The sequence below is a fragment of the Treponema sp. R6D11 genome, from assembly GCF_054786075.1.
Map to the genome: position 1 here is coordinate 1 of NZ_BDHD01001118.1, position 383 is coordinate 383.

1 pseudogene is annotated in these 383 nt (G+C 47.5%); it reads left to right on the forward strand.

Annotated features, from left to right (window positions below):
- Nucleotides 1-383, forward strand: a pseudogene (locus ACYVTD_RS17735) (hypothetical protein); the annotation flags it as partial.

Consider the following 383-nt stretch of genomic DNA (forward strand, 5'->3'; position numbering starts at 1 on the left):
TCTTTCCCGTCAGCGCGCCCAGTACTGGGACGGCCGTATAGGCGGTTATATAGACATACTGCAAACATTGTCAAATAATTTTAATTTTTATGAAAACCTGCCCTCAGCGGACAGGCGCAAGACGTATGAACAAACCATACAGTCTGTTTTTGAGGACGTACCGGATTTTATACGAATGTTTACCGTCTGGAAGCCGGATGCCATTGACGACATGGATGCGCGCAATATAGGCAGGATAGGTTCAACTGAAACGGGGCAATTCGCTTATGCGCTGGGAAATGAAACCGGTCAAATAGTGCCTCAAACCAGCGCTGTTGTTAAGGAGGTAATGGATCTTATTAACGGCCCCGACAATACAACAGTCGGGATGAGCGACCCTACCA